This is a genomic window from Sphingomonas sp. GW821-FHT03E12 (assembly GCF_059420685.1).
Genome location: NZ_JBWKUF010000001.1, coordinates 1 through 26,809, shown reverse-complemented (window position 1 = coordinate 26,809; position 26,809 = coordinate 1). Strand labels below are relative to the sequence as shown.

Genomic DNA, 26,809 nt, shown 5'->3' with positions numbered 1-26,809 from the left:
CCGCTATGCCGGCGCAGATGACAAGCTGGATTGCCCGGATCCCCCCTCTACGCCGCATTCGCTTAGCCGATTTCGAAATCGATGGGCAGGGTGATGTCGATCGAATCGGGCAGTTCGGCTGGAATCCGGGGCATCGGCACGGCACGGCGGATCGCCGCGAGCGCTTCGGCGTCGAGATTGGTGTGGCTCGAGCTGGCCGCGATCCAGGCACTCTGCACTGCGCCCGCGCGATCGAGCACGAAGCGGACCTCGACCGTCCCCTCGACATGATCGCGGCGCGCATCGGCCGGGTAGCGGCGATAGCGGGCGATGTGCGCGAGCAGCGTGTCGCGATAGCTGATCGCGCTTGACCCGCTCAGGCTCGACACGCTTTCGCCGGGAATGCGCCCGGGGACTTCTTCGCGTGCAGGGGCTGGAGGCTGGGATCCGCCTGCCGGCTGCTGCGGCATGCCGAGTAGAGCGCTTCCGGTTGGATGCTGCAGCAACGGTGGCGCTTTGCTCGCCTCGGATGGCGGCGGCGCGCCTGTGGCAAGGGCGGCGGAGCGTGTTTCGAGCGGAAGCATCTCGACCACCAGGACGCCGTTGCGGCCTTCGCGCTTGCCGCCCCGCCCGTCGTTGCCGGGCGGGAGCGTCAGGAGCAAGGCCACGCCGGCAGCCGCCGGAATCAGGGCCGCCAGCGCCAGCGAAATGACGCGCTCGACCGGCTCGGGCTTCATGCGGCCGCTGCGCCAGGGCCGGAGGATGGGAAGGGTCCGCACTTCATGAGCGCGGTCCCTAGGGCCGCTTCATGACATCTGCGCGCACGCAAAAAAGTCGTTCGCGATCGGCTCGCGTCGGTTGTCCAGCAGGTGGAGGACGGTTCATGCGGACGAATTGCACGGCGATGATGGACGCAGAACAGGTGCCGGTGCGGCGTGTCGATGTGACCGGGAATGCCGCTTCGCGGTCCGCTTCGGATTCGCTCCGCGACGCGGAACTGACCGTGACGCACATGATCGTCGCAGCGGGGGAGCGGTTCGAGCTGCCGGCCGATGCAGTGAGAGCGGGGCTGGTTATCGTGGCCGAGGGCTCGGCCTGCTTCGAGATTGAGGGTGCGCCGGTCCGCATATCCCCGGGGCAGGCGGTCCTGAATGCGTGCCTCGGCCCCATCGCCGGCAGTTGCCCGGCGGGAAGCCGAGTGATTCAGGTCGCATTGCCCCGCAACGCGACCCAGGCATGGGCGAGTGAGTGCCATGGCGGCGCGAGGCGGCTGATGCGTGCCACCTTCGTGCTCGCGGATGAGGCCGGCCTTGCCGCGATCGCCGACAGCGGTTGCGAAAGCGTGTGTGTGAACGCCGCGATCCGGCCCGTCGTTGCCGCGCTCGCGGCCCGCTATGCCATCGATACGGCCTGTCCGCTCTCTCGATCGATCAGCCTGGCGCGGCGCCGGCTCGACGCCGATCCGTCGCGTGCCTGGGATCTGGAAGATCTCGCGCGCGGCGTGGGGGTTACTGCGGTCACGCTGCAACGGGGATTTCGCGACTGCGTCGGTGTGACCGTCGCCGGCTATGCGCAACGGATCCGGCTCGGTGAGGCGCGGGCGCGCCTGATGAGCGCGCGCGAAACCCGGCCCGTGAGCGCGATCGCGCATGCTGCCGGGTTCGCATCGGTCACCGCCTTTGCGCGCGCCTATCAACGGCTGTTTGGCAAAACGCCGACGCGGACTCGTGCAGAATCCGTCCGATTTCCTTATGGTGATCATATAGAATCATAGTAGATATCAAACTATCTAAAATACTCAATATCATTTCTATCCAAGGAGTCTGCTGATTCCTTGGATATTTGTGATTCTGCAATTGAATATGTTGCGCAAAGACTGAAATATTTATTTCATGTATCGCAACTTGATCAGAAGATTGCGCGTGCTAGCGCTTCAATTGACTTGAGCGTCTTTCGTAAACGTCCCTAAGGGCACCCCGGCAGCGGGGATGTCGCATTGCAGCAAATGCGTCACAGCCCCCCGCCAAAGGCCAGAGCTTCTATTCGCCCGCCGCGGTCGCACGGCCGCGGGCGGGCCAGGTTGCGGGGGATTTGAAGTTGAAGACCGTAGCAGGCGATGGTGAGAGGGCTTCGGGCCTGGCGATCGCCATGATGATCGCGATCGGGGGCGGGACCCCGGCGCTGGCGCAGGACGCGGCACCGGTCGCTCAGCCGACCGCAGCGACGTTCGATATCCGGGCGTTCCAGGTGCGCGGCAACAAATTATTGTCGCCCGATGCCGTTGAGCGGGCGGTCTATCCCTTCATGGGGCCGGGCCGCAGCGAGGCCGATGTGGAGGCGGCACGCGCTGCGCTTCAGAAGGCGTTCGAGGATGCGGGCTATGTCGCGGTGTCGGTGTTCATTCCCGAACAAGGTGTGGCGGGCGGCATCCTTCAGCTCGAGGTGCAGCCGCAGGCGATCGGTTCGGTCGTGGTCGAAGGCACGAAGAACCCCGATGCGATCCGCGCGCAGGCGCCGTCGCTGACGCCGGGGCAGACACCGAACATTACCGAATTCCAGCGCGACGTGATCGCGATGAATCAGAAACCGACGCGGCGGGTAACGCCCGAGCTGAAGGCCGGCGTCGCGCCGGGCACGCTCGACGTCGTGCTCAAGGTCGAGGAAAGCTCAGCGTGGCACGGCACGGTCGAGCTCAACAATTTCAGCTCGGCGGCGACCACCGATCTGCGCGCATCGGCGACGCTGCGCTATGACGATATGTGGGGCCGCGGCGACAGCCTGTCGCTGACCGCGCAGACCGCGCCGCGCCGGCCCGATGACGGCACCGTCTTCTCGGGCAACTATCTGACCCGGCTCGGCCAGGGCACGCAGCTGATGCTCTATGGCGTCCATTCGGACAGCGACATCGCCGTGATCGGCGGCACCAGCGTGGTGGGCAAGGGCAATATCGTCGGCGTGCGGCTGATCCAGTCGCTCGGCGCATCGGAAGGCTTCCACCACGCGTTGACCGTCGGCATCGACTGGAAGGATTTCGCCGAGAATCTGAAGCTCGGTTCCGACACCGACAAGGCGCCGATCGAGTATTTCCCGGCGACGCTGTCGTGGCGCGGCGACTGGAACGGGGAAGGGCGCAAGAGCGACCTCAGCGTCACCGGCATCTTCGGGATCCGCGGGCTGGGCGATAACAAGGCGGCGTTCGAATATAAACGCTATCGCGCGCGCGACAGCTTCTTCGCGTTCAAGCTGGATGCGGGCCACACCCAGGATGTGCTGGACGGCGCGCAGATCGACGCGCGGTTCAACGCCCAATGGTCGGCGACGCCGCTCATCTCGAACGAGGGCTTCTCGATCGGCGGGATGCAAAGCGTCCGTGGCTATTATGAATCCGAGACACTTGCCGACTACGGCTTCACCTATCAGCTGGAATTCCGCACGCCCGACGCCGCCGAACTGATCGGCGGTCCGCTCGACTCGCTGCGGCTCTACAGCTTCTGGGACATGGGCTGGGGCGGCATTCATGAGCCGCTCCGCGGCCAGGCCGAGCGCTTCAGGCTGATGAGCCTGGGCGCGGGCGCCCGCATCAAGCTGTTTCGATACCTCAACGGCGCCGTCGATGTCGGCTCGCCGCTGATTTCCGGGCCGGAGAGCAAGACCGGCGACATCTTCGCACGCTTCCGCATTTGGGGGGAATTCTAATGTCGATGATCCAGCGCGTCCGTCAGGGCGCGATGGCGGGCGCGGTCGCGCTCGCCGCAATGACTGCCTTTGCCGCGCCCGCACAGGCGTGGTGGGGCACCGACCATGCCTATCGCACGAAGATCAACCTGAACACGAGCGCGGCCGGGGTGACTGGCGAGGTCACGCGCGCGCCGGTTCTGGTGCGGCTGCATCAGGGCAATTTCAACTTCTCGGACGCCAAGCCCGACGGGTCGGACCTGCGCTTCGTCGCGGGTGACGACCGCACGCCGCTCAAATTCCATATCGAGAGCTGGAACGCGCAGGCGCAGCAGGCGCTGGTATGGGTCGATGTCCAGGGCCTCCAGCCCGGACAGGCCGCCGCGATCTACGCCTATTACGGCAACAAGCAGGCCGCCGCGGCGCAGGATGCCGCGGGCAGCTTCGGCCCCGACTACGCGCTGGTCTATCACTTCGAGGGCAGCGGCCCGGCCAAGGACGTGACGGCGAACGGCGTCCAGGGCGGCGGCGCGGCGACTCGCAACGCCAGCGGCCTGATCGGCAACAGCCTGGTGCTCGACGGCACGACGCCGCTGAGCGTTCCGGCCGCCGCATTCGTCGCCGGCCCGCTCTCGCTCAGCTTCTGGGTCAAGCCCGGTTCGGACGGCACGGTCTTCACCCTGCCCGGCGCAGTGAGCCTGGTTGCACAAGGCGGCCAGATCTTCATCGACCAGGGCGGCAAGCGCTCGGCGGGCGCAGCGCTCGCTACGGGCAGCTGGGCGAACGTGGCGCTGGTCAATGACGGCAAGAAGACTTTGCTGTTCGTCAACGGCCAGCCCGCGGGCGAAGTCGAAGGCGCGCTCGGCACGGCCACCGGCGACGCGCTGGTCGGCCAGGGCTTTGCCGGCGAGATCGACGAGTTCCGCGTCGCCAAGGCGGCGCTGCCGCAATCGATGTTCCAGCTTGCCGCGGCGAGCGAAGGGCAGGGCGCGCGGCTGCTGACCTTCGACACTGCCGAGCAGGTCGAGACCGGTGGCGGCCACGGCTATTTCGGCATCCTGTTCAAGGCGCTGACCTGGGATGCCTGGGCGGTGATCGCGATCCTGGCGGTGATGCTGGTGCTGGCGCTGTGGGTGATGCTGTCCAAGCATCTGCTGTTCAGCCGCATCGAGCGCGCGAACGACGACTTTATCGAGGCCTATCGCAATCAAGCGAAACGCTCGGGCGACCATACCGGTCTGCCCTCGTTCGATCCGGGCGTTGGCGCGGTCCATTCGACGCTGGGCGACCTCTATCAGGTCGGCCGTCGCGAGCTTTCCGAGCGGCTTGCCGAAGGCCGTTCCACCGGCAGCCGCTTCGCGATCCGCGCGCAGTCGATCGCGGCGATCCGATCGGCGCTCGACGCCGAGCAGGTGATCCAGGGGCAGAAGCTGCACGACCGGATGGGACTGCTGACCAACTCGATCTCGGGTGGTCCGTTCATCGGCCTCGCCGGAACCGTGCTGGGCGTGATGATCACCTTCGCCAGCGTCGCCGCTGCGGGTGAGGTCAACATCAACGCGATCGCCCCGGGTATCGCGGCGGCGCTGCTGGCGACCGTGGCGGGCCTCGTCGTCGCGATCCCGGCGATGTTCGGCTATAACAGCCTGCTCGTCCGATCGAAGAAGATCACGGCGCGCAACCAGATCTTCGCCGACGAGCTGGAAAAGCGCATCGCCGAAACGTGGCAGGACGTTCCTGCCGCGCAGGCCGCCTGAGCGAGGGGGCCTGAGCCATGGCGATCCAGATCGGCGACGAGGACAAGCCGTATAACGAGATCAACGTCACGCCGATGATCGACGTGATGCTGGTGCTCCTCATCATCTTCATCCTGCTCACCACCGCGGCGGTGCAGGGCATCAAGGTCGATCTTCCCAGCGCTTCGTCCGCGAAGCCGCTGGAGGCACAGAAATCGCGGGTGATCGCGGTGGCCGACGACGGCACCATCTCGATCGACGCGATCCCGGTTTCGCTCTCCGAGCTGGAGCGCGAGCTGCGCACCTCGATCGCCTCGACGCCCGATCTGGCGGTGATCCTGCGGGGCGACCGGGCGGTGCAATATGACAAGGTGATGCAGGTGCTCGACCTGTGCTCCAAGGTCGGGGTGCCGAGCCTGGGCATGGCGTCGACCCGTCCTCCCGGCGGAGGCAAGTGATGACGGCGCTGGCTATGCCCGGCGGCCCGGGCGGGGGGCGTCGCAAACGCTCCCCGGTCACGCTGAGCCGCATCGCCATGGCTGGCGGGATCGCGCTCGCCGGGTTCGTGATCTGGAGCCTGTTCAGCGCCCAGATCGTCACCGAGCGGCCTAACGAGAACAAGACGACGCAGGTGATCCTGCCGCCGCCACCTCCGCCACCCCCTCCGCCGCCACAGGAAAAGGAGATCGCACCGCCCGAGCCGACGATCGCGCCGCCGCTCGACCAGCCGGTCGAGGCGCCGACGCCGCCGACGCCGGATGCGCCGAGCCAGTCCGATCCGGCGCCCGGCGACAATGCGCTCACTGCGCGCGAAGGCGCCGGCCCCTCCAACTATGGCCTTGCGGCCGGGGACGGGGGCGGAACGCGGATCGGCGGACGCCCGGGCGGCAGCGGTGGAGGCAGCATCTTTGCGGCCTATGGCCAGATGGCGGTCGGCGACATCCGCCGCGCGGCGCAGGCCGATCGCGACCTGAACCGCGGCCGCTACCGGATCGAGGAGATCGAGATTGCGGTCGATGCCGAAGGGCGGATCAGCCGCGTGCGGGTGCTTCGCGGCGGCGACGAACGCCGCAACGCGCGCATCACCCAATTGCTGACCGGATTTCAACTGTCACAGCGCCCGCCGGCCGGAATGCCCAGCCTGCGCGTCGCCCTGAGTGGGAGCTGAGCGCCGCGGCGCTCCAGTCCACCAAACCCATTGCTCCAAGGGGAATGATCCCATGTTTCGTGTCCATGTTCGTCACCTGAAGACTTCGCTGCTCGCCTGTGCGGCCGGTGCTTCTCTCCTCGCCTCGCCTGCGCTCGCGCAGCAGGTCGACTCCAACAAGCTGCTCGAGCTCATGGTCAAGAAGGGCCTGGTCTCGCGCGAGGAAGCCGATGCGATGATCGCCGAGGCGACCGCGCCGGCGGCCCAGCCCGCCCAGCCGCCGGTCCCTGCGGGCGGCGTCGCGGCCGACGGTACCCAGACCATCCCCTATGTGCCGCAGGTGGTGCGCGACCAGATCGTCCAGCAGGTCCGCACCGAAATGACGGCACAGGTGCAGAATGAAGGCTGGGCGAAGCCCGGCGAGGTCGCCGAATGGACCAAGCGGATCACCCTGTTCGGGGACATCCGCACGCGCGCCGACGGCATGTTGTTCGGCGAGGGCAATTCGCAGGATCTGGTCAACTGGCGCGCGATCAACGCCGGCGCCGGGCTGCAGGTCAATCAGGGTGCGCCGGGCTTTGTCCGCCCGCCCTATCTCAACACGGTCGAGAATCGCTGGGCGATGCGGCTGCGCGCGCGGCTGGGCCTGAAGGTTCGGATCGACGATTGGGTTGCGGCGGAAGTGCGCGTCGCCACCGGCAACGATACCGGCCCGGTCTCGACCAACCAGACGCTCGGCCAGAATGGCGAGTTCGGCAAATATGCCCTCTGGCTCGATCGCGCCAACCTGACGCTGACGCCGGTCAAGGACGTGAAGGTGAGCGTCGGCCGGTTCGGCAACCCCTTCTGGTCGAGCGCGATGCAGTTCGACGAGGATCTGAACTTCGACGGCGTCGCGATCTCCGGCGAGACCAGGTTCGGCGACACTGTCAGCGTGTTCGGCACCGCGGGCTTCTTCCCGCTGTTCAACACCGCGTTCAACTTCGGATCGAGCGGCGTCGGCACGATCTTCGGCGGCGCCTATCCGAGCCAGGATCGCTACCTCGCCGCCGGGCAGATCGGCATCGACTTCCGATCGGGTGACCGGTTCCGTGCGCGCATCGCCGGCGGCTATTACCGGTTCGAAAATGTGCAGGGCCAACTTTCGAAGCCGTGCAATTTCGACCAGGACGCCTGCGACACCGATGCGATGCGACCGGCGTTCCAGCAGTTCGGCAACACCAACAAGCCGCTGCGCCACGTCATCCCCAACCCGGCGGTCGCGCCCGGTGCCAGCCCCGAGGTCCAGTATTTCGGGCTTGCCTCGAAATTCCAGGTCGTCGGCGCGCGCGGCGAGATCGAATATGGGCTGAACGACCGCGTCACGGCGCGGTTCACCGGCGACTATATCCAGAATCTGGGGTTCGACCGCGCCAAGATCGCGCCACTCGCGCTCAACAATTTCGCGCCGGTGATCGGTACGACCGGCGGAAAATATGACGGCGGCGACAAGGGTTGGCAGGCGCAGTTCGCCGTCGGCAATCTGAGCGAGGACATCCGCGCCGGCGACTGGAGCCTGCTCGCCGGCTACCGCCATGTCGAATCCGATGCGACGCTCGATGCGATCGCGGACAGCGACTTCGGCCTTGGCGGCACCAACATGAAGGGCTGGTTCGCCGGCGCCACCTATGGCTTCGCGAAGAACACCGCGCTCAGCGTGCGCTGGCTGTCGGCCGACGAGATCGCAGGACCGCCGCTCTCGGTCGATCACCTGATGCTCGACCTGACCACGCGGTTCTGATCGCAATGGCGCCGCTCGCTCATTCTTGCGCAGGGCAGGGGGACGGCAGCTCCCCCGGCTCGCGGCCCGCACCGGCGGCCCTTTGTGCCGGTGCGCGCGGCCGGACGGACTCGCCTCGAGCCCCTTCGGGGCGAGTCCGGACGGCCGGAGCGGCGCGTGTGATGCTGGGGTTCGCCGCGGCGATCGCGATCCCGGCCGGGGCTACGCAACGCGATGCGCCGGAACCGGTGGTTCAATCCCCACCGGCGCCGCCGTGCGTCGTCGTCGAGGTCGGCGACTCACGATCGGGCGACCTGGAATGTGCCGCGCGACAGGCGGCACAGGCGGCAAGGATCGCCCGCGCACAGGCCGATGCGATCCGCAACCTTTCAGTCGTTCGCGCCGGTTCGCCCGACGTGCGCGTCGGTGTGACCAGCCTGTCGGGCTCGCGCCTGCGCATGGGAAGCAATCTGGGCGTTTCGGCACGCCCCGCCCGCCCGACTGCAGTCCCGGTCAACCCGATGGGCCGGCAGCCATGATCCCGTTCCTCGCGACGCGCGGCGCCCTCCGCCTGCCGCGTCCTGTTCCTTCCGCTTTCGACGCTGCCGCATGCCGGCCGGCGCGCACCCTGGAGTCCGCACGATGATCCGCACCGACCGCCCGTTCCGTAACCGTCTGCTCCTTGGCGCCTCGCTCGGCAGCCTGGTGCTGGCCGGCACCTCGCTCGCCCAGAATTTCGGTGGCCGCGGCGCGACCGCCAACCCGGCGACCGCCGCTGCGCAGGCAGCGCAGACCGCCGCGAGCCGTGACGCCGCGGCGCGCGCGGCGGCGCAGCGCACCCGCGCGACGCTCGAGAATGCGACGCGGATTCGCGCGCAGATGGACGCGGCGCAGGCGGCGGCTCGCGCAGCGGCACTGGCGGCGCAGTCCGCGGTGCCCAACGGGCTTGGCGACGGCGGGCTCAAGGTCGCCAATGGCGTTGCGCTCGACCCGAAGCTGTGGGTCGGTGCCGATGGCCCGACGCAGAGCCAGGGCACCGGCGGGCGGACCTCGGTGACCGTCAACCAGACGCAGGACAAGGCGATCCTCAACTGGGATTCGTTCAATGTCGGGCGCGAGACCGACCTGACCTTCAACCACCACGGCAACAGCAACTGGGTGACGCTCAACCGCGTCGTCGGCAACAGCGCCGATCCGTCGCAGATCCTGGGCACGATCAAGGCCGACGGCTCGGTCTATGTCCTCAACCAGAATGGCGTGATCTTCGGCGGCGCGAGCCAGGTCAATGCGCGCAACATCGTTGCCGCTGCGGCGACGATGACCGACCAGCATTTCCGCGACTATGGCATCTATGCCCGCGTCACGCAGAGCTCGGCGAGCACCCCGCCAAGCGCGATCGTCGAGAGCTTCACCGCAGCCAAGGGCGAGGTGAAGGTCGAGGCCGGCGCGCGGATCACGACGACCGCGCCCAAATCGGTGGTCGAGGCCGGCGGCTTCGTCATGCTGCTGGGCAGCAAGGTCGAGAATGCCGGGTCGATCCGCACCGATCGCGGCCAGACTTTGCTCGCGGCGGGCGACAGCTTCCTGATCCGGCCTGGCTACGGCACCGACGCCAACCAGCGGTCGACCACGCGCGGCAACGAGGTGCAGGTCACCGTCGCCGCGGACAGCACCGCCGGGCGGGCGGTCAACAGCGGCTTGATCGAGGCGCGGCAGGGCGACATCACGATCGCAGGCGAGCATGTCGTGCAGGGTGGCGTCGCGGTGGCGACGACCAACGTCCATGCGCGCGGCACCGTCCACCTGCTGACCAACGTCGCCGGCAACAAGAGCAACACGAGCGTCACGCTGACCGGGAACAGCCTGACGCTGATCCTGCCCGAGCTGGACAGCAAGGATACCGCCACCAATGCGCAGCGCGACGCGCTCGCCAACCCGCCGCAGACGACGCTGAGCTGGAACCTCAACAATCAGGGCGACGGCAATCTCGGCCTGATGATCGCCGACCGGCTCGACCGTTCGCGCGTCGAGATCATGACCGGCGGGACGGCCAATTTCGAGGCCGGGTCGCAGACGATCGCGCAGGGCGGCCAGATCGCGGTGATGGCGCGCACCAAGGCGTTCGTCGGCGAAGGCGCGGTGCTCGACGTGTCGGGCGTGCGCGGCGTGGCGATGGACATGGAGTCCAACACGCTCAAGGTGAATGTCCAGCCCTATGAGATGCGCGATTCCGCGGTGAACCGCGAGGTCGAGGGGCTGAAGCACAATGACGTGTGGATCGACATCCGCGACCTGATCCTGCTGCCGAGCGGCACGGGCGGGCACACTGGCGACCGCTATTACACGCCAGGCGGCCTGCTCGAGGTTGGCGGGCATCTCAGCAACGTCGCGCATTCGATCGGCGAATGGGCCTCGGTGGGCGGCAGCATCACCTTCCAGAGCGGCGTCGGCTCGACCAATGTGCGTCCGCCCGACGCCGGCCAGCTGGTGATCCAGAAGGGCGCGATCCTCGACATCTCGGGCGGCAGTCTCGATTATGAAGCGGGTATCGTCCGCTCGACCTTGTTCATGGGGTCCGACGGCAAGCTCTATGCCTCGGGCCAGGCGCCGGCGGGCGTCAAGATGATGTCGATTGGCGCCGCGTTCATGCGCCGCCACGAACGCTGGGGCGAGGGCTATACCGAGCTCTTCAATACGCCCTTCTCGCGCACCCAGACGGCGCGCTGGGAGGACGGCTACACCGTCGGCCGCGATGCCGGCACGATCTCGCTGTCGGTGCCGACGGTGCTGATGGAGGGAACGATCCGCGCCGATGTGGTCGTCGGCGACCGCCAGACCCGGACGCGGCCTGACCTCCCGATCACCGTCGATCCGCAGGGCACCCTGCAGGGCACCACCGCGACCCGGATCGACGGGTACAAGCTGCCGCAGAATGTGACCCCGCTTGCCGGCGGCCTCTATGTCGGCAACCGGCTCGAGGCGCATGTGCCCAGTTCGGGCTTCCAGCCGTTCAGCTCGAACGTGACGATCAGCAACGGCACCGATGTCACCTCGGGCATGAATGCCGGGACCGTGCTGACGCCCGATCTGGTCAACAACGTCCAGCTTTCGGCGGAATCGATCAACCAGGCGGGCCTCGGCGCGCTGCGGGTCAGCGGCAAGAGCCTGCTGGTCGATGCGGACCTGTCCGTCGCCCATGGCGGCAGCATCGCACTGCGCGCCGAAAAGACGAAGATCGCGGGCGATCTCACCGCGCGCAGCGGCACCATCTCGATCGAGGGCATCATCGCCAATTGCAGCACCGTCTGCGACATCATCCCGACCCCGATCGACGTGGCGCAGGGCGTGAAGATCGACGCCACCGGCCTGTGGGTGAACCTCAAGACCGGCGGCAGCCGCCGCGACCTCGCGTTCCTCAAGGGCGGCGACGTCTTCATCAGCAGCAGCCAGGGATCGGCGCGGCTCGGCAAGAACAGCCTGATCGACGTCTCCGCGGGCGGCGCCATCCTCGAACAGGGCCAGACGCTCGGCGCGCGTGGCGGCGACGTGGTGATCTCGGCGAGCAACACGCCCCGGCCCATCGCCAACACACTCGTCCTCGACGGCGAAATCCGCTCCTACGGCTCAGGCGACTTTGCGGGCGGGTCGCTGATCATCAACAATGGCGGGCGGCCGGTGACGATCGGCGAGAACCTGTTCGCAGGCGGCAATCTGCTGGTCGCGGGGCAGCCGCTGCCGATGGACATGCAACTCGGCGAGAATCTGCTGCTCAAGGCGGGGATGAGCCTGCCCTTCGAATATTCCTATCAGGTCACCAAGCTGCTGACCGGCGACATCGCCGACGACAATTTGTTCCTCGACTTCACCGAGAGGACGCTGCTGGCCGATTGGCTCGTTCCCGACGGCGCTGAGGCCTATGACGTCGACTTCAACTGGTACGGGCCGGGGCAGATGCTGCCCGCGGGCACCTTCCTTGCGATGGCCTATATGTCGCTCGCCAAGGGACAGCCCGTCCCTGATCTGAGCGCGATCTATGGCGGGAACGAGGTTCCGCTTGCGACGCCGATCACGCGCTTCATCCCCGCGGGCACCCCGCTCGCCAATGACCTGACGCTCGCGGCGGGCACGACGTTGAAGCGCGGCTGGACGTTCGAGGCCGATCTCAAGGTCGCGACCCCGCTGCACCTCGAAACGGACTTCTTCCAGAAGGGCTTCACCAACTACACCGTTCGCGCGGGCGGAGACCTGTGGGTGAGCGACAATACCAAGCTCGATGTGATGGCGCCGGTGCGCCGGATCACGGGCGACAGCCACAAGGTGGCGAGCGGTGCCGCGCTCGACGACGCGATGGAGCTGTGGACCGCGCCGATGATGCGCGAGGACGCGGCGAACGGCCGCTTCATCCAGCGCCAGGGCGCGAGCCTGACGCTGGCGGCATCGGGCCTGGGCGATGGCGACGGGCGCGACGGTTATGGCAACCGGCTCACCGATCGCCAGCTGTTCGGCCAGCTGCGCGTCGGCAAGGGCGCGGTCCTGCGCGTGGATGACGGCCAGTCGGTCAAGCTGACCGCGGCGGAATCGATCCTGCTTCAGGGTAAGATTGAGGCGCATGGCGGCACGGTCGAGCTCACCTCGACCCTGTTCGAGAATATGAACCGCGACGTTCCGGCCAACGCACCGATCCGCTACGATCCGACCCGCTCGCTGTGGATCGATTCCGGCGCGGTGATCGATGTTTCCGGCCGCGCCTTCACTGCGGTCGACGCGCGCGGGTTGCGCTATGCCAGCGTCTCGGCGGGCGGATCGATCCATATCGGCGGCGAGGCCCAGCAGCCCTTCGGCTCGACGCTGCCCGCGCCGCGCCAGATGACCTCGGCCTATGTCGTGGTGCGCGAGGGCGCGGTGCTCGATGCTTCGGGCGCGAGCGCGGAGATCGACTATCTGGGCTCCGGCCTTCCGGCGCAGCGGAGCAGCCTGTTGCTCGCGACCGATGGCGGCAAGATCGCTTTCGACTCGCAGTTCGGCGTCTTCCTCGACGGCGATCTGCGCGCCAGGGCGGGCGGCAAGGGTGCACTGGGCGGCGAGCTGTCGATCCGGCTGACGACGCCGTTGGTGTCGGATCGCGGGATCGGCACCGGCCGCGAAGTCCCCGATTTCATGCGCCAGCTGCGCAAGGTGATCGTCGATACCAGCTACTCGCCGGTCCTGTCCGATGCGATCGAGTTCGGCGGCTGCGTCACCGGTTGCTGGACGCCGGGGCAGACCGTCGCTCAGGCCAATGCCTCGAACGAAGGTGTCGCCAATCTCGTCGGCCAGGCGCGGATCGGTGCCGATCGTATCAAGGCGGGCGGCTTCGACAGCCTGTCGCTGGCGAGCGACGATGTCGTGCTGTTCAACGGCGACGTCTCGCTCGATCTCGGCCGCAACCTGACGCTGTTCGGGTCGATCGCGAACCTCAATCCCGACGGCCATATCAAGCTGTCGGCCGCCTATGTGAATTTCGCGGGCGGCGGGACGATGTGGGGGAACACCCTCGTCGCGCAGAATATGGGGCAGCTCGCGCTGCAGACCCGGCCTGTCGCGGGCAATGGCAGCGTCACCATCACCGGCGGCCTGATCGACATGGCGGGCATCCGCTTCGGCGTGAACGGCACGATCGGGCTGATCGGCGGCGGGCAGCGCGACTATGACTATGCGGCGTCGAAGGACATCAACATCGTCAGCCGCAGCGACATCCGCCTGACCGGCGGCGAGGTGCGGTCGATGAGCAACATCTCGCTCACCGCCGCGCAAATCTATCCAACCACAGGCGCGGTCGCGGCGATCTATGCCGGCGTCTACTCCTACCGCCTGCCGGGCAACACCGCGATCTACAGCACGATGATGGAGGGCGGCACCGTCAGCTTCCACAAGCTGGCCGGAAGCAAGCCCTCGGCCCCGCTGTCGGTCTATGGCCAGCTCACCGTGGGCGCGGACATCATCAACCAGGGCGGCGTGCTGGTTGCGCCGCTCGGCTCGATCACGCTGGGGGTCGGCGGCGACGACTATGTACCGGGGCCGGAGAAGGCGACGCCGGGGCAGATCGGCTGGTCGGACAGCTACGTCACCACCCGCGAGGTCAATCTGCTGCCGGGCAGCCTCACCTCGGTGAGCGGTGCGGGCCTCGCCATTCCCTATGGGGGCACCACCGACGGCCTCAGCTGGATGCTGAACGGCGTCAAGCTCGGCGATGCCACCTCGCGTCAGGGCGTGACCGTGGTGGGCTCGCTCCGGGCGGATGCGGGCGCAGTGCTCGACCTGTCGGGCGGCGGCATGCCGACCGGTGCGGGCTTCACCCCGGGCCGCGGCGGATCGGTCGATATCCTCAAGACTGCGCTTGCCAATGTGAACCCTGCCTATGCCGGGTTCAGCCATGCCGACAACAAGGTCTATGCGATCGTCCCCGACTATCAGGGATCGGCCGCACCGCGCGCGATCGACGGCCATGCGCAGCCCGAATTCGGCCAGCAGATCATCGTGCCGGAGGGCGTGCCCGGGCTGAAGGCCGGCACCTATATGCTGCTGCCCGCCGAGTTCGCGCTGATGAAGGGCGCGTATCGCGTCGAGATGGGGCGGACGACCGCGCCCGGGGCTGGCCAATTCACCAAGCTGCCCGACGGATCGCTTGCGCTGGGTGTCCATACCGGCGTCGCCAATCTCACGACCCGATCGGCACAGGCGGTCGATATCATCCTGACCCCTGCCGACGTGGTCCGCACTCATTCGCAATATGTCGAGACGAGCTTCGAGAAGTTCCTGACCGACCTGCCCGATCGCGCGCTGTTCAACCGCCCGCCGCCGGTGCTGCCGCGCGACGGCAAGCAGTTCACGCTGGCGCTGCCCGCTGTGGCCGATCTGGGGGACCGTCCGCTCTTCTCGTTCAAGGGTACCGGCAAGTTCGCCGCGGCCGAGGGCGGAATCGGCGGGTCGCTGTCGGTGACCCCGGGCAATTACCGTTCCGCAGGCGTGATGCCGCTCGAGATCCTTGCCGACGGCATGACCGCGAGCAAGGGCGCCGCGGGCCTCTACGCATCCGATCTGAACGCGGTCGGCGCCAACCTGCTGATCATCGGCGGTGAGGTCCAGCGGCAGGTCTTCGGCACCACGGCGATCACGGCCACGCTCCAGATCCGGGCGGGCAACGAGCAGTTCGCGTACACCGGCTTCAACGGCATCACCGTGCGCCAGGGTGCGACCCTGTCGGGCGCACAGATCATGCTGGTCTCCGACGGCCGCTCGGACATCACGGTCGAAGCGGGCGCGACGCTCTCCACGATCGGCAAGGGCAAGCCCGCGTTCGACATGAACAGCGGCTATCAGATCATCAGCAACCGGGTGGCGATGCTGGCGGTCTCCAACGGCCTGCTCGAGCTTCAGGCTCCGTCGGGTGCCGGCACCACCGGCGTGATCACCGTCGAGGACGGCGCTGCGCTCTACTCGGAAGGTACGCTCGCCTTTTCCAGCATCGGCCAGGTCCGCCTGGGCGAGCAGGTTCGCTACGGCGCGCGCTATCTGGCGCTGTCGACCGGCAGCGTGAACATCGGCACCAGCCAGTCGCTCGCTGCGGCGGGTCAGGCGGGCATCCTGCCCAGCGGCATCCTGCTCAACCAGGGCGTGCTCGAACGGCTGATGCGCGGTGACAGCAGCACCGGTGCGCCCGCGCTGGAGCGGCTGATCCTGACCGCCAATGATTCGATCAACTTCTACGGCACCGTCAATCTCGACACGCGCGGGAGCGCGGGGACTTCGGCGCTTCAGCTCGTGCTCAACACGCCGGCGCTCTATGGTCATGGCGGCGCGAACGACACCGCGACGATCAGCGCGGCGACCCTGGTGTGGAACGGCGTCTACGGGACGAGCGGGCCGAGCTATAGCTCGGTCATCGTCGAAGCCAATCCGGGCGCGCCGATCGCGGGCGGACCGGGCACAGGCCACGGCACGCTCAACCTTGTCGCCGACCGGATCGTGCTGGGCTATCAGGACAAGCTCTCGGGCATTCCGACGCTCAACATGAACCGGCTTGCGCTCGGTTTCTCGGCGGTCAACCTTACCGCGGCGCAGCGGATCGAGACCAATGATCGCGGGACGATCTCGGTCTATGAATCGCAGGCGGTTGCGGGCAAGCCCGGCACCGGCGGCGCGCTCAACATCACCACGCCGCTGCTGACCGGCAAGGGCGGGTCGAATGTCGGCTTCGTCGCGGGCGGGGCGATCAAGCTTGCCGCGCCGCAGGGCTGGACCGCCCCGGCCAACCGGCCCGAGGTTCCATTGGGCGGCGAGATCGCCTTCACCGGCAGCACGGTCGCACTCGACACGCTGGTGGCGCTGCCGAGCGGCCGCCTCAAGCTGACCGCGCGCGACGGCGACGTGACGCTGGGCGATCGCGCGAAGATCGACATGGCCGGGATGGCGTCGAAATTCTTCGACGAGACCCGCTACAGCTGGGGCGGCGACGTCGAGCTGGAAAGCGCGACCGGCAATGTGCTGATGGCGAAGGGGGCGGTGATCGATCTCAGCGCCGACTACAACCATGCCGGATTGCTCAAGGTCACCGCGCTCAAGGGCATGGCGGCGCTCGACGGCGCGATCAGGGGCGAGGCGCGCAATGGCGGGCAGGGACCGAACCCCGAACTGCGCGCCGGCGGCATCGACATTCGCGCAGGCCAGATCGCGGGCTTCGCGGCGCTCAATGCGCGGCTGAACGAGGGCGGCGTCTCCCATTCGCGCAGCTTCCTGACCCGGACCGGCGACCTCGTCATCGGCGACGAGGTGAAGGCACGCAACGTCAGCATCACCGCCGACGGCGGAAGCCTGACGGTCACCGGCCGCATCGATGCGAGCGGCGCCAAGCCGGGATCGATCCGCCTGTCGGCGAAGAACGACCTGGTTCTGACCGGCAGTGCGGTGCTGGATGCACGCGGCACGGTGCTTCAGGTCGATGCCTATGGCGCGCCGGTGGAGGCATCGAACCGCGCGACGGTCGAGCTGAGCAGCACCGGGGGTACGCTGACGCTCCAGCAGGGCGCGACGATCGACGTCACGTCGCCAGACGGCGTCCGCCGCGGCAGGATCGAGCTCAACGCGCGCCGCCTGGGCAGCGACGATGTCGCGATCGCGGCGGCGGGCGCGCTCAACATCCGTGGCGCCAGCAGCCTCTCGGTCAATGCCTTCCGCAGCTATCAGCCTGCGGGCGGGATCATCGACCAGGCGCTGCTCGACGGCATCCATCAGGACAGCGATGCGTTCATCAACGCCGCGATCGGCAATGGCGCGCTGCTCGGCCGGATCGCCGGATTGCGCGCGCTCGGCGATGCCTTCCACCTGCGCCCCGGCGTCGAGCTGGTGAGCGCGGCAGGCGGCGACCTGCGGGTCTCGGGCGACCTCAACCTTGCCGGACACCGCTACGCCAGCCTCAACGCCAAGACCCAGCGTGCCGCCAACTATGCCGACCCGTTCGGCGACGGTTATGGCTCGGGCGAGGCGGGCGCGCTGCTGATCCGCGCGGCGGGCGATCTGGACATCAACGGATCGATCACCGACGGCTTCGGCGTGCCTGCGCGCACCCCGGACGACAATGGCTGGGTCCTCTACCCCGGCAGCCAGGGGGTGAACGATGCCTGGATCCAGGACTATCGCCTGCCCGCGGTCGCTTCGCTGGGCACCGGGACGCGGTTCCCGGGCGCCGTGGCGCTGGGCTATGATCTGCCGGTCAACGGCTTCACCGCAGAGTCGAACACGTTGCTCGGCACCGAAACGCGTCTGGCCTCGGCCTTCACCTTCGGCCGCGAATGGGTGGCGCGCGCGGATATCGGGCTGCCCGACGGTAGCGTGATCGCACGTGGCGCGATCATCGCGGCGGACACGCAACTGCCCGCTGGCACGGTGCTGGGCGAGGGCAGCGTGATGCCCGGTGCGGTCAGCCTGCGCGCGATGACCTGGCCCAAGGGCGTCAAGCTGCCTGCGTCGGTCACCTTGTCGTCGATGGTCACGCTCGCCGCCGGCGACGTCATTCCGCGCGACGTGACCTTGCTGTCGTCGGCGATCACCGGGCTGCTCACCGCACCGGTCACGCTGCCGTCCGCGATGGAACTGCTCGGCAGCGCCACGGGCACGGCGACCGTCTTCCCGGGCGGTCCGAACTCGAGCTTCGTTCTCGGTTTCGGGATCGTCGTGCGGCATGGCACGCAGATCCGCCGCGGCACGGCGATCCCGTTCGGCTTCGAACTTACCACTCAGGTTCCGCAGACCGGATGGACCGCGACGGCGCCGATCTGGGCCAGCAAGGCCGACTTCGAGGCCGGCGCGGCGCCGATCGTCCGGCCAGGCGCGGTCGTATCGGCGCGTCTGCCCCAAGGGAGCTGGTTTGGTGCCGGTTCGACGATGCCGGCGAACTATTGGGTCACGATGACCAAGGTGCCAGCGGGTACGCCGCTCAACGTCTTCAACGTCGCGAACGTCTACCTCGCGCAGCCGCTCATCGTACCCGCGGGCACGGTGCTCGGCGCCGGGGTCGACGTCCAGATCGCCGGAACTCCGCGCGAGCAGATGCGCCCGGTCCAGGCCGACGGCACGCAGGGGCGCATCTGGGCGACGGCGCCGATGCTCAAACAGGGTTCGGAATCCTGGTCGATGCGCTTCGTGGCGGGCGCCGATATCGGATCGGCCGACGGCCGCGCTCTCCGCGCCGCCACCGACCTTGCCGCATCGGGCCAGACGGGCGACCTCAATTTGTCCGATCGCCACTATCTCAACCCGCAGCTGACCACGGCGGACGGCTTCACTCCCGAATGGCTGATCCGCATGCGCGCGGTGCAGGCGTTCAGCGTCGTGCGCACCGGCATCGGCTCGCTCGATCTGCTCGCGGGTGGTTCCTACAAGCAATATTCGCTGTTCGGGGTCTATACCGCGGGTACGCCTTCGGACACGATCGGCGGCACCACGCCGGATGGCTATAATGTCTATGATCAGCCGCGCGGCATCCTGTCGGGCGGGCGCAACCTCGCCAATCCGTGGATCGGCGCCGGGTTCGACGGCTATGCCGACAGCATCCGCGACTATCGCGCCTGGTATCCCGAGCATGGCGGCGACCTCACCCTCGCGGTGCAGGGCGAGCTGATCGGCTATCAGACCGGGCGCGACTTCGCCTATCTGCGGCCGGGCAGCGGATCGATCACCAACTGGCTGTGGCGTCAGGGCGGCTATGGCGTGACCGAAGGCGTCGGCACGCAGCTCGGTCAGGATATCCCCACCGCCTGGTGGATCCATTTCGGCGGCTACATCCCCAACTACGCGGCGAGCTACAATGATTCGATCATCAGCCATAATGCCCCGTTGCTGGTCGGCTTCATGGGAATCGGTACGCTGGGCGGCGGCAACCTGACCGTTTCGGCGGGCGGCGACGCCGGCACGCTGACCGATTTCAGCACGCCGCTCGGCGATACCGCGAGCGGCGGTTCGCTGCGGGCACGGATCGCGAGCACGGGGCTCGACTTCGCGGTGGCCGGGACGGGCCGAGTGACCGAGGTAACCCGCGTCGCGGGCTTCGTCACCGGCGGCGAGGTGGTGCAGACCGGCGGCGGCGACATGACGATTCGGATCGGCGGCGCGCTCAACCCAATGACTCCGGGGCAGATTTCGGACACCGATCTGGGCGGCACGCTGACCAATTTGCGCGGCGATATCGACGTCACTGCGCGCTCGATTGGCTGGATCACGCTCGCCCCGGGCGACACGACGGTGACCCTTTCCACCCGCGGCAAGCTGACCCTGTCGGGCGTCGCCGACCCCGGCTCGCTCGTCCAGATGACCGAGGCGGGGACCAGCTTCGGCACGGTCAACGCCGCGGGCGTCTGGACGCGGACCGACGGGCTGTTCGCGCGCAGCAGCTTCACGCTGTGGCAGGACGATACCGCGATCCACCTCTATTCGGCCGGCGGGTCGATCACCCCGGTGGCGCTGGCGACGTCGAACGCCGGGCGGCGCGACCTGCGCTATTGGTATCCGGCGATCCTCACCGCCACTGCGCCGGGCGGCAACATCGACTGGAGCGGCGCCTTCTGCGGCAATGACTGCAATACCGGTATCCCGGCGCTGGTCCTTTCGCCTTCGCCCAAGGGGCAGATCGAGTTCCTGGCGGGCCACACCATCTCCGGCATGGCCCAGTTCTCGCAGGAAGGCGTCGGGGATTTCGTGACGAGCATGCCGATCGCGATGTCCGGCATGTCGAACAGCCCGGACCTGCTGCCCAACATCTTCCGGCCGGTCTGGGGCGGAATGGCGCAGCGGGTCCCGAACGGGCCGGTGCCCGAGGTGAAGGGTAACGGCTCGGTCGGCAGTGCCATCGCGTTCCAGCCGGAAACCGCGAGCGGCCGCCTGATCGAAGGCCGAAAGAAGCCGGCGCTGTTCTACGCGGTCGAAGGCGATGTGCGCGAATTCTCGTTCGGTATGACCAGCTGGAGCCTGCTGAGCCCGATCTATATCAGCTCGGGATCGGCGACGATCCGTGCGGGGCGCGACATCGTCAATCTGGGTTCGCCGCTGGCGCTCGGGTGCGGGATCGCGGGTCCTGTGGACTGCCGCGGCACGGGGCAAATCTATGGCGGCCCGTTCCTCACCTCCGGCCTCGTCGTCCATAACGATCCGCGCGACATCACGCTGATTTCGGCCGGGCGCGACGTAGTCTTCGCCAACATGACCGTCGCCGGGCCGGGCAATCTGATCGTCGAGGCCGGACGCCACGTCTATCAGGGCGACAATGGCCGGTTGAGCAGCATGGGGCCGTTGTTCGGCCTGACCCCGGAGACCCGCAATGGCGGCGCGGCGATCACCGTGCTGACCGGCGTGGGCGCGGGCGGCCCGAACTACGACGCGTTCGCCAAGCTCTACCTCGATCCCACCAACCGCGCGAACGCCGAATTCCCGCTCGCGCATCCGGAGAATGAGGGCAAGGTCGTCAAGACCTATGACGCGGAACTGCGCCAGTGGCTCAAGGCCCGGTTCGGCTATGAGGCCGCTGACGCGAAGGGTGCGCTCGACTATTTCAACAGCGAGCTGACCGAAGTCGAGCGCGGCATCTTCGTCCGCCAGGTCTATTATGACGAGCTGAAGGCCGGCGGGCGCGAGTATAATGACGAGCAAGGTCCGCGTTTCGCGAGCTATCTGCGCGGCCGCAACGCGATTGCGGTGCTGTTCCCGGAGAAGGATGCCGGCGGCAAGGCGATCTCCTATGCGGGCGACCTCACCATGTTCGGCGGGTCGGGTGTGCGGACGCTGTTCGGCGGCAATGTCGAGCTGCTCGTCGCGGGCGGCCAGACGTTGGTCGGCGTCGGCAGTCTGGTGCCGCCGGCGACGGCGGGCGTGCTCAGCATGGGCTCGGGCGATATCGACATCTACTCGCGCCGTTCGGTGCTGCTTGGTCAGAGCCGCGTGTTCACGACCTTTGGCGGCGATCTGCTGATCTGGTCGGCGGAAGGCGACATCAACGCCGGCCGCGGATCGAAGAGCACGGCCGTGTTCCAGCCGCCGCGGCGCATCTATGACCGCTACGGTATCGTCACCCTGTCGCCGCCGACGCAGAATACTGGTGCGGGCATCGCCACGTTGGCGCCGATCCCGGAAATCCCCGCGGGCGACGTCGATCTGATCGCGCCGCTTGGCGTGATCGATGCGGGCGAGGCGGGCATCCGCGTGTCGGGCAACGTCAACCTCGCCGCGCTTCAGGTGCTCAACGCCGCGAACATCAAGGTCGAGGGTGAGGCGCGCGGCATCCCGTTGCCGCCGGTGGTCAACACCAGCGCGCTGACTGCGGCCTCGTCGGCGAGCAGCGCGGTGGTCGCCGAAGCGGTCAAGGCTGCCGAGCGTGCTCGGCCGGCACGCACCGACATGCCCGTGATCGTCACCGTCCGCCTGCTCGGCTTCGGCGCCGAGCCCTGAGACGCGTATCCACTGGAGAATTGAACACCATGTCCGAAGATCAGAACCCCGCCGCAGCGGCGGGGCCGGTGCCCCTGTTCTACACGGCGCCCGAGCCGCTTTCCGCCGTTGCGCACGAGGGCTGGCGGCTGGGCGAGGGGGATTTCGCCTTTGCGGCGGAGACGCCGTTCGTTCCGGTCGTCACCGGCGAGATCGCGCAGGCGATGCACAGCTATCCCATCGTCTTTTCCGCGGGCGACGCGCACCCGATCGCGGTGATGGGGGTCGAGCGCGAGAATTTGTTCGTCACCGGCGGTGACTGGGCGGCCGACGCCTATGTTCCGGCTTATGTCCGGCGTTACCCGTTCGGCTTCATCCCGACGATCAATCCTGAAGGGTTCGCGCTGGCGATCGACACCGCAGCAGGCCGGATCCGCAAGGACGGCGGCGAGGGCACCGCCCTGTTCGACGGCGCCGAGCCGTCGGAACTGACACGCCAGGCGCTCGCCTTTTGCGACGCATTCCAGTTTCAGGCCACCGCGACGCGCGCCTTTGCCGATGCACTGGTTGCGGCGGAGCTGCTGGTCGACCGGCGCGCCGATGTGCAACTGCCCGACGGCCGCGCATTGGGGCTCGACGGCTTCCGCATCGTCGACGTCGAGAAGCTCTCGCAGCTTCCGGACGAAACGGTTATCGAATGGCATCGCAACGGGTGGCTCGCGCTTGTTCAGTATCACCTCGCCTCGCTCGACCGGTTTCCGGTCCTGCTGGCGCGGCGCGCGGGGCGCCCGGCTGTCGTGCCAACGTCACATCCGCATGGTGAGGGCCACACCACGCATTCGGAAGAAGGTTGAATTCATGATCCTGCGTTCTCTCATCGCTCTCCCTTTGGCAGCGGCGCTCGTCAGCCCGGCACTCGCGCAGACTGCGGCGCCGGCCGCACCGGCTGCGCAACAGACGCTCGGCGGGCCGCTGGTTCCCGGCGTATGCCTGATCTCGCGCGAGGCGATCTATGCCAATGCCGCCGTCGGCAAGGCCGCGACCGTCCGCCTGCAGGAAATCGCCCGTGCGGCGCAGACCGCGATCGACAGCGAGCGCGCGCCGATCGAAGCGGAAGCCAAGGCGCTGGAGGGGCAGCCCGACAATCCCCAGACCAAGCAGCGCCGCACCGCGGCGGCTACGCGCTGGCAGGCTTTGCAGGCCAAGGCCGCGCATGACAGCCGCGAGATCGAGGCGACACGTACCAAGGCGCTCGAGCGGATCGCCAATGACGCGCAGCCGGTGATCGCGCAGGTCTATGGCCAGAAGAAATGCGGCCTGTTGTTCGACCGCAACGTCGCGCTCGGCGGCAATCTCGGCAACGACCTCACCGCCGATGTCGTGAAGGGACTCGACGCCAAGGTGCAGACAATCACCTTCGAGCGTGAGCGGCTCCCGCAGGCGGCGGCGCCTGCCGCGCCCGCAGCGCGCTGAGCCGGCGATGAAGTCAGGAACCCGTCGCGTGCTGACCGCGCGTGTCGCCGGCATCGCGGCGGGTTTCGCTGCGATGCTGGGCGCGGCGTCCGCGCAGAGCGTCGCGCCCTCGGCCGCCCCCGTCGAATGGGTCCGCTATGCCGGAGCTTCGACGGACACGGTGTCCGCCTGGCTGCAGGAGGATGGCGAGATCCCCGCGCGGCTGCGCGGCTACCTCAACGACCGGCGGGTTGCCGAAGGTGCGCCGGTCGATGTCGAGATCAGCCTCTGGGTGAAGCCGGACGGTCGTATCGAACGCTTGCGCTTTGCGCCCTTCACAGATGCGCAGGCCAATAGCGATTTGCACGATGCGCTGATCGGCCGCAGCCTCGGCAAGCCGCCAAAGGCGATGCTGCTGCCGATGCGCATTGCGGTCCGGATCGAGGCTGACGCGGCGGCCGAGTGAGCATCCCGCCGGATCAGCGAGCGGTGTCCTCCGCCGGCGCTTCCATCTCCACCAGCATCTCGCCAAAGGCGCGGGCGGCCGGGGATGGCGTGGCGCTGCTCTGGATCAGCATGAAGTCGGCACTCGGCAGTGCCGGGAGACCATAGTCGCCGTCGAGGATGCGCAGGCCGGGCTCGATGTCGCTGCGCATCAGCACCGCCACGGCCAGCCCCGACCGCACCGCCGCGCGCAGGCCCTGTTCGCTCGGGGAGGTAAAGGCGATGTGCCAGTCGATCGGCGTCGCCTCCAGTGCAGCCACACCCACCAGCCGGTTGATGCAATTGGGCGGATGGAAGGCAAGCGGCAGCGACGCCCCTGCGGGCGGGAGGAAGTTGTCGGCAGCAACCCAGGCGAACTCGGCGCGTCGCAGCGGGACGCCGCCATTCTCGCCGCCGGCGGTTGAGAGCACGACGGCAAGGTCGAGATCGTCTGTCGCGATCATCGTGCTGAGATCGAGATAGGTGCTGACATGCACGTCGAGCCGCACCGCCGGAAAGGCGCGTGAGAAGCGGCAGAGCAGCGCCGGGAGCCGCTCGCCCATGAACGCTTCCGGAGCCCCGAACCGCACGACGCCGGTCACGGGAGAGGGGCGGAAGCGCTGCGCGAGCGCATCGAGACCGGTTAGTATCTGCCGGGCGTGGAGCAGGAAGTCCTCTCCATCGTCGGTGAGGATCAGGCGACGTGTCGTCCGGCGGATCAGCGCCCGGCCGATCTGCTCCTCGAGCCGCCGGATCTGGTGACTGACCGCTGGCTGGGTGAGGTTCAGCCGCCGGGCGGCGCGGGTGAAGCCGCCCGTCTCGCTCACCGCCACGAACGCACGAAGAAGGATCGGATCGATGTCCATGGTGCATGATTAATTATCGATCGTAATAGATTCCAGAAAATAAAATCATTTCCGTTATCACTTCCTCCGCCCCAGATCGCGCCGGCCGGGCAAGCACGCCCACACACGCGAGAGGTGCCGCCGATGTCCCCCCCTTCAGCCCGCAAAGATATGCTGGCCTTGCTTGCCATGTGCCTCGGCGCATTGATGTTCGGTCTGGAGATCACCAGCGTGCCGGTGATCCTGCCCAGCCTGGAACGGGTCCTGGATGGCGATTTCCAGGAGCTTCAATGGGTCATGAACGCCTATACGCTTGCCTGCACCACGGTACTGATGGCGACCGGAACGCTGGCCGATCGCTTCGGGCGCAAGCGGGTCTTCCTGGTCAGCGTCGCCGCCTTTGGCGCCACCTCTGCATTGTGCGGCCTTACGGACAGCATGGCGTTGCTGATCGCGGGCCGGTTGCTTCAGGGGCTGGCCGGCGGGGCGATGCTGATCTGTTCGATCGCGCTCCTCTCGCACCAGTTTCAGGATGCGCGCGCCCGCAGCCGTGCCTTTGCGACCTGGGGCGTCGTGTCGGGGATCGGCCTTGGTTTCGGTCCGCTTGTCGGGAGCGCGATCATCGCGCTGACGGGCTGGGAATGGATCTTTCTCGTCCATGTTCCGATCGCCCTGCTGACCCTTGCGATCGCTGCGGGTGCCATTGCTGAATCCCGTGATCCGGAAGCCAAGCGTCTGGATGTGGCAGGGATCGTGACGTTGTCGCTGGCGGTGTTCGGACTCGTCTATGTCATCACCCAGGGGTCTGCACTCGGGCTATACGGCTCGATTGCGATCGCGGCGGCCACGGCAGTCTGCTTCGCCGCCTTTCTGGTTGCCGAGCGGCGGCAGGCGCATCCGATGTTCGATTTCTCCGTGTTCCGGAACCGCAGTTTCTCCGGCGCGATCCTTGGCTGTATCGCGATGAATGTGAGCTACTGGCCGTTCATGATCTATCTGCCGATCTACCTGCAGACCGGCCTTGGATATGATCCGCTCAGCACCGGCCTGTGCCTGCTCGCCTATACGCTGCCGGCGTTGGTCTTTCCGCCATTGGGTGAGCGCATGGCTCTGCGATACGGGCCGGGCACCGTCATCCCGCTCGGTCTCGCCACGATCGGGCTCGGCTTCATGGCGATGAAGCTGGGCAGCATTGCCGCACAGCCGGGCTGGCTGACGATGCTGCCGGGTTTGCTGCTTGCCGGAATCGGGATCGGTATCACCAACACGCCCGTGACCAACACCACCACGGCATCGGTGCCGCCGAGCCGGGCGGGGATGGCGTCCGGCATCGACATGAGTGCGCGGCTGATCACCCTGGCGGTGAACATTGCGGTCATGGGCATCCTGCTGGTCGAAGGGATCGCCGCGGCGCTGCAGCGGGCTGCCGCCGGGCCGGTCGAGATCTCCCAATTGCGCGCCGCGGCGGAGGCGATCGCCGCCGGTAATAGCGAGGCGCTCGCGGCCGGTCAGGCGATTGCCGCCGGTTTTGGCCTCGTCATGATCTACGGCGGAGCGGGCGCATGGATCCTCGCCGCGTTGAGCTTCGTCCTGTTCCGTTCGGGGCTGAGGGAAACCCGGAGAGAGTGTGCAGCATGAGCGCTCCGCAGGTTCACCCCACTCTGTTGGCGACGAGGTCGTCGACGACTGCGGGGTCGGCGAGGGTTGAGGTATCGCCGAGGGAGGAGGTGTCGCCTTCGGCGATCTTGCGCAGGATGCGGCGCATGATCTTGCCGGAGCGGGT

General features: G+C 67.7%; 14 protein-coding genes. 12 read left to right on the top strand and 2 right to left on the bottom strand.

The genetic code is table 11. The annotated features are described in order from the left end of the window. Window positions 1-62: 62 nt before the first annotated feature. Window positions 63-758 (bottom strand): energy transducer TonB, encoded by a 696-nt coding sequence (locus tag AC07TU_RS00070; RefSeq protein ID WP_495185879.1) that lies wholly within the window; start codon window positions 756-758, stop codon window positions 63-65. A 125-nt stretch (window positions 759-883) separates the two neighbouring features. Here AC07TU_RS00070 and AC07TU_RS00065 point away from each other — a divergent pair, with 125 nt between their 5' ends. The 11 genes from AC07TU_RS00065 to AC07TU_RS00015 all read left to right on the top strand — a co-directional run bounded on the left by AC07TU_RS00065 (window position 884) and on the right by AC07TU_RS00015 (window position 24,164). Then, a complete protein-coding gene (locus AC07TU_RS00065) occupies window positions 884-1,753 on the top strand; it encodes a helix-turn-helix domain-containing protein (protein WP_495185878.1) in 870 nt (289 codons plus the stop codon). Between the two features lie 323 nt (window positions 1,754-2,076). Next, window positions 2,077-3,675: a ShlB/FhaC/HecB family hemolysin secretion/activation protein gene (locus AC07TU_RS00060; protein ID WP_495185877.1), complete on the top strand. Its 1,599-nt coding sequence runs from the start codon at window positions 2,077-2,079 to the stop codon at window positions 3,673-3,675. Continuing rightward, entirely contained in the window at window positions 3,675-5,411 is a 1,737-nt protein-coding gene (locus tag AC07TU_RS00055) for a DUF2341 domain-containing protein (RefSeq protein WP_495185876.1), read from the top strand. The genes AC07TU_RS00060 and AC07TU_RS00055 overlap by 1 nt, the downstream gene beginning before the upstream one ends. Window positions 5,412-5,428: 17 nt before the next feature. Continuing rightward, window positions 5,429-5,848 (top strand): ExbD/TolR family protein, encoded by a 420-nt coding sequence (locus AC07TU_RS00050; protein WP_075152919.1) that lies wholly within the window; start codon window positions 5,429-5,431, stop codon window positions 5,846-5,848. Beyond that, on the top strand, window positions 5,848-6,558 hold the full coding sequence (locus AC07TU_RS00045) for a TonB-dependent receptor (protein ID WP_495185875.1): 711 nt from the start codon (window positions 5,848-5,850) through the stop codon (window positions 6,556-6,558). The genes AC07TU_RS00050 and AC07TU_RS00045 overlap by 1 nt, the downstream gene beginning before the upstream one ends. Before the next feature lie 52 nt (window positions 6,559-6,610). Then, the gene (locus AC07TU_RS00040; RefSeq protein ID WP_495185874.1) at window positions 6,611-8,317 is read left to right on the top strand and encodes a putative porin; all 1,707 of its coding nucleotides are present in this window, start codon (window positions 6,611-6,613) and stop codon (window positions 8,315-8,317) included. Between the two features lie 161 nt (window positions 8,318-8,478). Continuing rightward, window positions 8,479-8,835, top strand: coding sequence for a hypothetical protein (locus AC07TU_RS00035; RefSeq protein WP_495185873.1), 357 nt, complete (start codon window positions 8,479-8,481; stop codon window positions 8,833-8,835). Window positions 8,836-8,938: 103 nt separating this feature from the next. Continuing rightward, window positions 8,939-22,267 carry a filamentous hemagglutinin family protein gene (locus AC07TU_RS00030; RefSeq protein WP_495185872.1) on the top strand — a complete coding sequence of 4,443 codons (13,329 nt, stop codon included), beginning with the start codon at window positions 8,939-8,941 and terminating at the stop codon, window positions 22,265-22,267. A 29-nt stretch (window positions 22,268-22,296) separates the two neighbouring features. Then, on the top strand, window positions 22,297-23,100 hold the full coding sequence (locus AC07TU_RS00025) for a SapC family protein (RefSeq protein WP_495185871.1): 804 nt from the start codon (window positions 22,297-22,299) through the stop codon (window positions 23,098-23,100). Window positions 23,101-23,104: 4 nt separating this feature from the next. Then, complete coding sequence (locus AC07TU_RS00020; RefSeq protein ID WP_495185870.1) at window positions 23,105-23,719, top strand: OmpH family outer membrane protein; 615 nt, start codon at window positions 23,105-23,107, stop codon at window positions 23,717-23,719. Between the two features lie 7 nt (window positions 23,720-23,726). Further along, on the top strand, window positions 23,727-24,164 hold the full coding sequence (locus tag AC07TU_RS00015) for a hypothetical protein (RefSeq protein ID WP_495185869.1): 438 nt from the start codon (window positions 23,727-23,729) through the stop codon (window positions 24,162-24,164). A gap of 13 nt (window positions 24,165-24,177) precedes the next feature. Here the strand turns inward: AC07TU_RS00015 and AC07TU_RS00010 are convergent, their stop codons facing one another. Continuing rightward, the gene (locus AC07TU_RS00010) at window positions 24,178-25,047 is read right to left on the bottom strand and encodes a LysR family transcriptional regulator (protein ID WP_495185868.1); all 870 of its coding nucleotides are present in this window, start codon (window positions 25,045-25,047) and stop codon (window positions 24,178-24,180) included. Window positions 25,048-25,197: 150 nt separating this feature from the next. Here AC07TU_RS00010 and AC07TU_RS00005 point away from each other — a divergent pair, with 150 nt between their 5' ends. After that, a complete protein-coding gene (locus AC07TU_RS00005) occupies window positions 25,198-26,664 on the top strand; it encodes an MFS transporter (RefSeq protein WP_495185867.1) in 1,467 nt (488 codons plus the stop codon). Window positions 26,665-26,809 lie beyond the last annotated feature (145 nt).

Bases quoted from the DNA above. Each gene is read 5' to 3' on its own strand.
- AC07TU_RS00015 (WP_495185869.1), top strand. From the start codon at position 23,727: ATGAAGTCAGGAACCCGTCGCGTGCTGACCGCGCGTGTCGCCGGCATC.
- AC07TU_RS00055 (WP_495185876.1), top strand. From the start codon at position 3,675: ATGTCGATGATCCAGCGCGTCCGTCAGGGCGCGATGGCGGGCGCGGTC.
- AC07TU_RS00040 (WP_495185874.1), top strand. From the start codon at position 6,611: ATGTTTCGTGTCCATGTTCGTCACCTGAAGACTTCGCTGCTCGCCTGT.
- AC07TU_RS00020 (WP_495185870.1), top strand. From the start codon at position 23,105: ATGATCCTGCGTTCTCTCATCGCTCTCCCTTTGGCAGCGGCGCTCGTC.
- AC07TU_RS00010 (WP_495185868.1), bottom strand. From the start codon at position 25,047: ATGGACATCGATCCGATCCTTCTTCGTGCGTTCGTGGCGGTGAGCGAG.
- AC07TU_RS00030 (WP_495185872.1), top strand. From the start codon at position 8,939: ATGATCCGCACCGACCGCCCGTTCCGTAACCGTCTGCTCCTTGGCGCC.
- AC07TU_RS00050 (WP_075152919.1), top strand. From the start codon at position 5,429: ATGGCGATCCAGATCGGCGACGAGGACAAGCCGTATAACGAGATCAAC.
- AC07TU_RS00065 (WP_495185878.1), top strand. From the start codon at position 884: ATGATGGACGCAGAACAGGTGCCGGTGCGGCGTGTCGATGTGACCGGG.
- AC07TU_RS00005 (WP_495185867.1), top strand. From the start codon at position 25,198: ATGCTGGCCTTGCTTGCCATGTGCCTCGGCGCATTGATGTTCGGTCTG.
- AC07TU_RS00025 (WP_495185871.1), top strand. From the start codon at position 22,297: ATGTCCGAAGATCAGAACCCCGCCGCAGCGGCGGGGCCGGTGCCCCTG.
- AC07TU_RS00035 (WP_495185873.1), top strand. From the start codon at position 8,479: ATGCTGGGGTTCGCCGCGGCGATCGCGATCCCGGCCGGGGCTACGCAA.
- AC07TU_RS00045 (WP_495185875.1), top strand. From the start codon at position 5,848: ATGACGGCGCTGGCTATGCCCGGCGGCCCGGGCGGGGGGCGTCGCAAA.